The organism is Skermanella sp., from assembly GCF_059503625.1.
The window spans coordinates 1-7352 of the sequence record NZ_JCACHA010000923.1 but is presented as its reverse complement, the minus strand read 5'-3'; the positions used below and the strand labels follow the sequence as shown (position 1 = coordinate 7352).

Below are 7352 nucleotides of genomic sequence, written 5' to 3'. Positions count from 1 at the left end.
CAACAGCGTCGAATCAGAACGCGCGATTCCAAGCAACATCAAAGTGCTCTAGGTCGAGGGCAAGGGGACCAATCTGAAATGCTACGGCGGACGGCCGGTGGCCATAGAACATGCGGCGTAGCCGTACCCGGAACCGTCCTAGCGCACTCGGCCTGTGCTCCGGCCGAGTTGAGGACACAATGGCATCACGTAGACTCTCGCGGGGTTCTGAGTCCTCCGGAGCGCCGCGACAGGTACTCATGGCCGCGGCTTTGGAGTTTGCGCCTCCATTCGGCTCAGCCATCGCCTCGCTCCTCCTCGCGGGCATCCGCGTTGCCAGGAGACGATACAAACGCCCGAGGGCAAGAGGAAGCTTACTATCGGCGACACAGCGGTGCGGCAGCGCGCAGCAGGCAAACACCTTTCTTTCGTGTTCCGGTGTGGTCCGAACTTTCCAACAAGCTTGGCGCAAACCAACCATGGACCCGCTGTGACCTCTATGTCCGCTGTCCGCCCGAAGCGGCCGCGAGAACGAGCTGGGGCTCGGTAGCCCCTCCTGTTGGGCCTAACACCCCGCGCTCTTCCGGGGCGGCCCTAGGAGTAAGTCACGCGTGCCACTGCACCTATTCGGCACGGATGCCGGCCTCCCGCACCAGCGCGCCCCATTCCGCATGCTCCCGCCGCACGCGCGCGGCGAACTCCTCCACCGTGCCGCCGCCGATTTCGTCACCGCGCTCGGCCAAGCGCTGGCGCGGCGTCGGGTCGCGGCAGGCCTCGTTCAGTGCCGCATTCGCCCGCCGCACGATCTCCGGCGGCAGGCCACGCGGACCGAACAGCCCAACCCAGGCCGCCACGTGGAAACCGGGCAGCCCCGCCTCCTCCGCGGTCGGGACGTCCGGGAAGGCCGGGTTGCGATTGGGCGAGGTGACGAAGATCGGTCGCAGCCGACCTTCCTGCACGAAGCCGTGGACCAGCGACGGGGCCTCGAACTGCGTCTGGTAGCGCCCGCCGATGAAATCCTGCAAGGCCGGCCCGCTGCCGCGGTAGTGGATCATGTTGAACACCGGGTTGCCGCCGAGGCGCGCCCGCAACTTCTCCGCTGTGGCATGCCCGATGCCGCCGGCGCTGGTCGTACCGAAGTCAATGCCGCGCGGCTGCTGGCTGCGCATCCAGGCATGCCATTCGGGGAAAGTACGGACGGGGATGCCGCTGTGCACCATCAGCAGCAGTGGCGATTGCAGCATCAGCCCGATGGGCACGAGCTCGAGCGGGTCGAAGTTCATCCCCGGCATGGTGTGCGGGTTCAGCACGAAAGTGCCAACATTGCCGACGGTTAGGGTGTAGCCATCCGGCCGAGCGCGCAGCACCTGCTCGACCGCGATGTTGCCGCCGGCGCCGCCACGGTTCTCGATCGGCGTCGGCTGGCCGAGCGCGACCTGCAGCGCATTCTGCAACACGCGCGCGGCGAGGTCAGTCTGCCCGCCGGGCGGGAAGCCAACGATCAGGTTGACCGGCCGCTCTGGCCAGGCGCCGGCGCCACCGGTTGCCTGGGCGCGGGCGAGACCGGGGGCGGCAAGCCCTGTGCCGGCAGCTAGCAGGGCCCTGCGGCGGAACAGGCCTGGGTGCTGGGGACCTTGGATGATCATGCGATGTCTCCTCGCCGGCAGCCTTCGGCCGCTCATGCAGGGACGCTACGCATCCCGCGCCGCCCTATCCAGCGCTTTACGGGGCTTCCCGGCGGTGACGGTCGTGCGCCTTTAGCAAGCCTCCTTCAAAGGGGGCCTCGGTGCGCGAGGAGCAGGCGCTGGACGGGCCGCCTCCAGCCTCGGACGGCCGGTGCGGATCGTACTTGCGCTGCAGCGGAGGCCGGGTCGACGGCCGCGTTGTGGAACGGTATGGCGCGGCGGCGCCCAACACCAATAAGCTTCCGACCCCGCCAAGAGGGGGCCAGCATGACGTCCACGAGGGCGAGTTCCGGCAATCGCTCGGCGCCTACTCTCCGCCGGCCGAGCAGGGGACTGCGCGTCATGTGCTTGGCGGTGGCACTCCTGCTAGGAGCGCCTACGGCCGTCAGCAGGAGCGCCACCTCTTCTCCCGCTGAGACCGGGTCTCTCCCGACAGGCATTTCGCTGGACCCGAACTCGGTGACAGTGTCCGGTCTGTCTTCGGGCGGCTTCGTCGCCCACCAGTTTCACATTGCCCACTCCGACCTGGTGCGTGGGGCCGGCATTGTTGCCGGGGGGCCCTTCGGCTGCGCCGAGCGCGTACCGAACCCTTGGGCGTTCGGGGCCGCGCCGCTCCTGCGTACCCAGGCCGCAGCCCTGTCCTGTACCCATGTCGCGGGGTCGACTCTGCTCGGCTTGCCGGTCCCGCCTCCGCGCGTCGAGGACAGCCTTGCGGTGGTCGCCGAAGCCCGACGCGCCGGCACCATCGCTGCGCCATCCCACCTGGCGGGGACGCGGGTCTGGTTGTTCCGCGGCGAAGCCGACGAATTGGTGCCCAAGGAGACCTTCGACGCCCTAGTCTCGCTCTACCGGCGGCTCGGGATGGCCGAACCGAACCTCCTGGTCCGGCCTAACAACGGCCCGAAAGCCGCGCACGGGATGCCGGTGTCCGACTTTCCCGAACGCGGCCCGCTCCCGGCCCGGGCCTGCGGCATCTATGGGCCGCCCTTCATCAACCGGTGCGGCTTTGACGCAGCAGGTGAAATCCTGGGGCACCTGTACGGCCCGTTAAATGCCCCAAGCGATGCGACGGAGGGAGGCGAACTACGCTCCTTCGACCAGCGCCCCTTCGTTCCTCCCACGCGCGAGGAGACGGGAATGGCTGCGGTGGGCTGGATTTATGTGCCGAAGGAGTGCCGCCAGCAGCGCTGCAACCTGCACGTCGTCTTCCACGGTTGCCAGCAGGACGCAGGAACCCCGCCCGACGCAGGGGGGATTGGCGCCGACTTCCTGCTCGACGCCGGATACGATCGCTGGGCTGTGTCCAACCGTGTGGTGGTCCTCTACCCGCAAGTGACGAGAACCCCTCTGAACCCGCGCCGCTGCTGGGACTGGTGGGGTTACAGCGGCGAGGGCTACCTTGGCCGCGGCGCCCCGCAGATCGCCGCTGTCAGAGCCATGATGGCGCGCCTGCTCGACGCGCGGTGAGGTGCAGAACGGCGTCTATCGCACATGGTCAGCCCACCCCTGCACCGGTCTGCCGCCGTGGAAGCAATCCATCGGTAATGCGGTCCGGCGGGTCAGTGGTCCGCTTCCCACCTTTCTCAGCCAACAGGGGCAATCGATACGATATCCACTCATCAGAATGGTGAACAACGACCTGGAGCGCCGACATGCGCGCAAACTGGCCGTCCTCAAACGCTGGCCAGCGATGCCTGCGCGACCATAGGGCGGTTAGTCGCATCCGGTATCCCAAGGCACCTTGCCCAATGCCCTAGTGCCATGCGGGCTAAGGCCCAGAGCCGAGCCATGTTGGTCAGCACGTCGCATCTACCGAGGAACACCAGGCGTTCCGGCGCGATTCCACCGAATCCATAAGCGGCTAGTTCGACCACGCTTTGCTTCGCGGATTGGCCGTTGCTTCCGCTGCGGGTTCAACCTGCCGCCACGACCCTCTACGGTTTGATCTGGTGTTTTGATCCGGCCAGCAGGCAGAGGTGCTGATTATGGGGATCATCGAATCGACAGAGGCCTACGAGGGCTTCCTCCGGGATGAGATGGGCGAAGAGGTGGTTGCAGAGGGATTGGCTGAGAAGCACAGGGAGATGGCTGCGGAGGCACCGTTTCCCTTTCTGCGAGCCACCTATTGGCGCTGGGCCGAACGGATCCTCGACATCGCGGATGAGCTCGCAGGGGCGCCCAGCGTATTAGCCGTGGGTGACATCCACCTGGAGAACTTCGGCACCTGGCGAGACGCGGACGGGCGCCTGGTCTGGGGCGTCAACGACTACGACGAGGCCGCCGATATGCCATATGTTCTAGACCTCCTGCGCCTCGCAACAAGTGCCGTGCTGGCCTGCATCAAGGATTGCAACCCGGGCGCGCCTATCATTGCTGCTTCTATCTTCCAGGGGTACCGTAAGGGCTTGAAAGAGCCTCGGCCTCTTATCCTGGACCGGAAGCTCGAGTGGCTGCGGAAGCTGGTGATCGTGCCGGAAGATGCGCGCCACGACTTTTGGGACAAGCTGGATAAGAGGCGGAGGCGGTTCCTCGCCCAACCGGAAGCAGAGCGGCCCAAGCTATCGCCGCGCTACCACGAGGCATTGCTGGCTGCTCTACCCGCCGGCAGCGGCGAGCCGGAGATATGGTACCGCAGCGCTGGGCTGGGAAGCCTCGGTCGGCCCCGGTGGGTGGCGCGTGCGCGATGGCGCGGTGATTGGGTTGTCCGCGAAGCCAAGGGCATCGTGCCCTCGGCCTGGACACGCGTGGACAAGAGGGGAGGTCGCGCCATCCGCTGCATGGAGATTGCTACGGGCCGGTACCGAGCACCCGATCCCTGGTACCGCGTCGCGGACGGCGTCGCCGTGCGTCGCCTCTCGCCAAACAACCGTAAAATCGGGACCGACAAGACGATCGCCCCAGAGGGCGAGAGCGGGTCAGAGGAAAGGCTGGGGCTGGAGGTGCTGCTGGACCAGCGAATGCTGGAGGCAATGGGTCGGGAGCTAGCCGCAATCCATCGCGGTACCGGAGACGTTGGCAGCGCCGTCGAGAGCGACTTGGCAGGCCGGGGTGAGTCCTGGCTGGCGGCAGTTGCTGAGAGGGCAGCGGAGGACGTCCGTGTTGAGCACGCGGTGTTCCGGGCCGACTGGAGCCACCGCTGCGGTCACAGGTGACCTCAGGTTCCGGCCGATTTCCATTGCCGTATAGGCGGAAGCACATGGAACATGAGGTCCGCCGGGCAGGGTGCTGGGGGAGAATCGACCATGGCCATCGGTGTGTCCGTAGCGCCCGCAGCAAGTTGCAACCGCTGGGCCGTCCTCGCCCTGATTATCGCTATTCGGACCGCGGTGACGATCCAGGTGCAATCCGTAGGTGCACTCGGCCCGGTGCTGCTCGCCGATCCTGGCCTTGAGCTCGGCTATGCCGGGCTCGGCGCGCTGATCGGTGCCTACATGCTGCCCGGCACGCTCGTCGCGCTACCTTCGGGCTGGCTTGCTTCCCGGCTCGGCGAGCGGCGGATGGTGCTGGCGGGCCTCATGCTCTGCACCGCAGGCGGTTTCGCCTTTGCTGCCGCATCGGGCTTCGGGTCCGCGCTGGCTGCCCGCCTGGTATCCGGCGCGGGTGCGGCGCTACTCAATGTGGTGCTCTCGGCGATGGTGATGGCCCGTTTCACAGGTCCAGCCCTGGCGCCCGCCATGGGCAGCTTCCTTGCCGCTTACCCGTTCGGAGTCGGACTTACACTGGTGTTGCTGCCCACCCTCGCTGCAGCAATGCTGTCCTGGCGCGGCGCCATGCTGGCTGCTGCCGCCGGCTGTGCCCTCGCCCTTGTCACGGTGCCCTTCTTCCTAACCAAGAGGCGATCGGGTTCCGCGCCCACTACCGAGCCACGCCTAGTCGGCAGGGAGCGCCGCGGTGGGCCGTTGCACCCCGGGGAATGGGGCCCCGTGCTGGCCGCCGGCGTCGCCTGGGCCGCCATAAACGTGGGCTACGCCGTTCTGCTTGGTTTCGCACCGGCGCTGCTGGCCGGACGCGGTGCGTCTCCCGAGACCGCCGGTGCGATGGCGAGCTTGGCCGGCTGGGCGAGCATTCCCCTGGCACCCCTTGGCGGCGCGTTAGCCGAGCGGACAGGCCGACCGCTGCTGACCACCGCCGCCTGCCTGACCGCCACGGCGCTGGCGGTGCTGGCGCTCGCCACGGGTGTCGGCCCACAGTCAGGGGCGCTGCTCGCGGCAGGGCTGGTGGGGAGCGTCGCTGCGACAGTAATCATGACCCTCCCTGCGCGTGCACTCGCGCCGGAAAGCCGAACCTTTGGTATGGGTGTCTACTGGACGATCTTCTATGCCGGTATGGCGGCGCTGCCACCGGTTGCCGGCTGGGCCGCCGACGCAACGGGTAGTGCGGCCGCGGCGCTCGGGGTGGCCGCCGCGTTCCTGACCGTCGCAGCCGTGGCGGTGGCAGTTTACGGCGGCTTGTTGGGACGGCGGAGATCATAAGGGAACGACACACCAGACAAGCCGGTGGACGGCGCCCAGCGACCGGGGCTACGGCTGATACCGCTCGCGCCCGACATCTCGGCGCCACGCGACCTTAAGACGACGTCATGTTCGAGCTGGCGAAACCAGCTTGCCAATCCCGCTCAACTGAACTGTGCCACCGCAGCATCGCTGCGGAGTTACTGCTTGCGCGGTCCACAACTGCCGCGCAGGATTTGTTCTGGAAGGAACAGAAATGTTGAAAGATGTTTTTGGCGTTTACGTAAACCCTGATGTTGTTGGCTGGGTCACACGTGAAGCGGTTTACACGGAAAAATCGGACACAGACAAATCGGACCTGAAAAAGTTGGACATAAAGAAGTCAGACATCAAGCACTCAGAGGTGACCAGGATCACAATAATCGAGGTATTTTCTACTAATGGAACCAAAATTCTACGGCAAGAGCTGATGCTTGGCAAAGCGGATGATGCCGCAGCGCAGAATCGTCTAATCGATCAAGCGCTTGAAAATCTCGGCTACACCAAGCCTGTCGGCGGGTGAGTGCTCCCGGCTGCGGCGCCGATGAGTCGGTCGTGTGCTTCGGCGCAGTCCCGATTTGGGCCACTCGGCGCTGTGCCAGAGCGCGGCAGTGGTGTTGTTATCGCCAGGACGTCTGTCGCGGGAGATCGGCTATTCGATGGCAGCACCAAAAATAGCGTGCCAGCCTCGCCCCGAGAATGTCCGCGATGTCCTCCATCTCGATACCTGCCGCGGCACAAGCCTGAGCACTGTGGCGGTCCAGGAGCTCGCCCAGGGCGCTGCGCCACTCTTCGCGCTTGGCCCAGGCGATCAGTCCGGCGATATCGTGCGCCATGGCAGGACGATGCCTCCGATCAGGGTGGACGCGGATGGTCGATCGGGGCTCCGCACAGAACAAGAGCTTGGGGACGGAGAAAGGATATTGGCCCACAGCTTCGACCAGCAGGCGGTCGCCACGCTGAATAAGCCGCCAGTATCTCGCCCGAAAGCCGTGCGATCTCAATGCAGTAAAGCTTGAGGGTTAAATCGCCCTACCCTCAAGGTCCGGAGAGTCTCCGGCATTTCGGAGAGAAAACCCGGCTCTGTTGCGGTGCAGCACCATCAAGGTTGCCGCAGAAACCCGGGCCAAACCTGCGGATCAGCGCTCTAGAGCACTTTGATGTTGCTTGGAATCGCGCGTTCTGATTCGACGCTGTT

6 protein-coding genes are annotated in these 7352 nt (G+C 65.9%); 4 read left to right on the top strand and 2 right to left on the bottom strand.

Annotation, left to right across the window (positions count from 1 at the left end):
• Positions 1 to 602: 602 nt before the first annotated feature.
• Positions 603 to 1625: a Bug family tripartite tricarboxylate transporter substrate binding protein gene (locus AC5JJ6_RS33700; RefSeq protein ID WP_496046227.1), complete on the bottom strand. Its 1023-nt coding sequence runs from the start codon at positions 1623 to 1625 to the stop codon at positions 603 to 605.
• A 306-nt stretch (positions 1626 to 1931) separates the two neighbouring features.
• On the opposite strand from AC5JJ6_RS33700, the gene AC5JJ6_RS33695 reads away from it, so the two are divergent.
• The 4 genes from AC5JJ6_RS33695 (at position 1932) to AC5JJ6_RS33680 (ending at position 6677) form a co-directional block, all read left to right on the top strand.
• A complete protein-coding gene (locus AC5JJ6_RS33695; protein WP_496046226.1) occupies positions 1932 to 3131 on the top strand; it encodes an extracellular catalytic domain type 2 short-chain-length polyhydroxyalkanoate depolymerase in 1200 nt (399 codons plus the stop codon).
• A gap of 518 nt (positions 3132 to 3649) precedes the next feature.
• Positions 3650 to 4816, top strand: coding sequence for a DUF2252 family protein (locus tag AC5JJ6_RS33690; protein ID WP_496046225.1), 1167 nt, complete (start codon positions 3650 to 3652; stop codon positions 4814 to 4816).
• A gap of 90 nt (positions 4817 to 4906) precedes the next feature.
• A complete protein-coding gene (locus AC5JJ6_RS33685; protein WP_496046224.1) occupies positions 4907 to 6136 on the top strand; it encodes an MFS transporter in 1230 nt (409 codons plus the stop codon).
• A 235-nt stretch (positions 6137 to 6371) separates the two neighbouring features.
• Positions 6372 to 6677, top strand: a complete 306-nt coding sequence (locus tag AC5JJ6_RS33680; protein ID WP_496046223.1) for a hypothetical protein — start codon at positions 6372 to 6374, stop codon at positions 6675 to 6677.
• Between the two features lie 97 nt (positions 6678 to 6774).
• Here the strand turns inward: AC5JJ6_RS33680 and AC5JJ6_RS33675 are convergent, their stop codons facing one another.
• Positions 6775 to 6990 (bottom strand): hypothetical protein, encoded by a 216-nt coding sequence (locus tag AC5JJ6_RS33675; RefSeq protein ID WP_496046222.1) that lies wholly within the window; start codon positions 6988 to 6990, stop codon positions 6775 to 6777.
• Positions 6991 to 7352: the final 362 nt, after the last annotated feature.

Excerpts from the sequence above, each read along its gene's own strand:
- AC5JJ6_RS33675 (WP_496046222.1), bottom strand. The coding sequence starts at position 6,990 with ATGGCGCACGATATCGCCGGACTGATCGCCTGGGCCAAGCGCGAAGAG.
- AC5JJ6_RS33685 (WP_496046224.1), top strand. The coding sequence starts at position 4,907 with ATGGCCATCGGTGTGTCCGTAGCGCCCGCAGCAAGTTGCAACCGCTGG.
- AC5JJ6_RS33680 (WP_496046223.1), top strand. The coding sequence starts at position 6,372 with ATGTTGAAAGATGTTTTTGGCGTTTACGTAAACCCTGATGTTGTTGGC.
- AC5JJ6_RS33695 (WP_496046226.1), top strand. The coding sequence starts at position 1,932 with ATGACGTCCACGAGGGCGAGTTCCGGCAATCGCTCGGCGCCTACTCTC.
- AC5JJ6_RS33690 (WP_496046225.1), top strand. The coding sequence starts at position 3,650 with ATGGGGATCATCGAATCGACAGAGGCCTACGAGGGCTTCCTCCGGGAT.
- AC5JJ6_RS33700 (WP_496046227.1), bottom strand. The coding sequence starts at position 1,625 with ATGATCATCCAAGGTCCCCAGCACCCAGGCCTGTTCCGCCGCAGGGCC.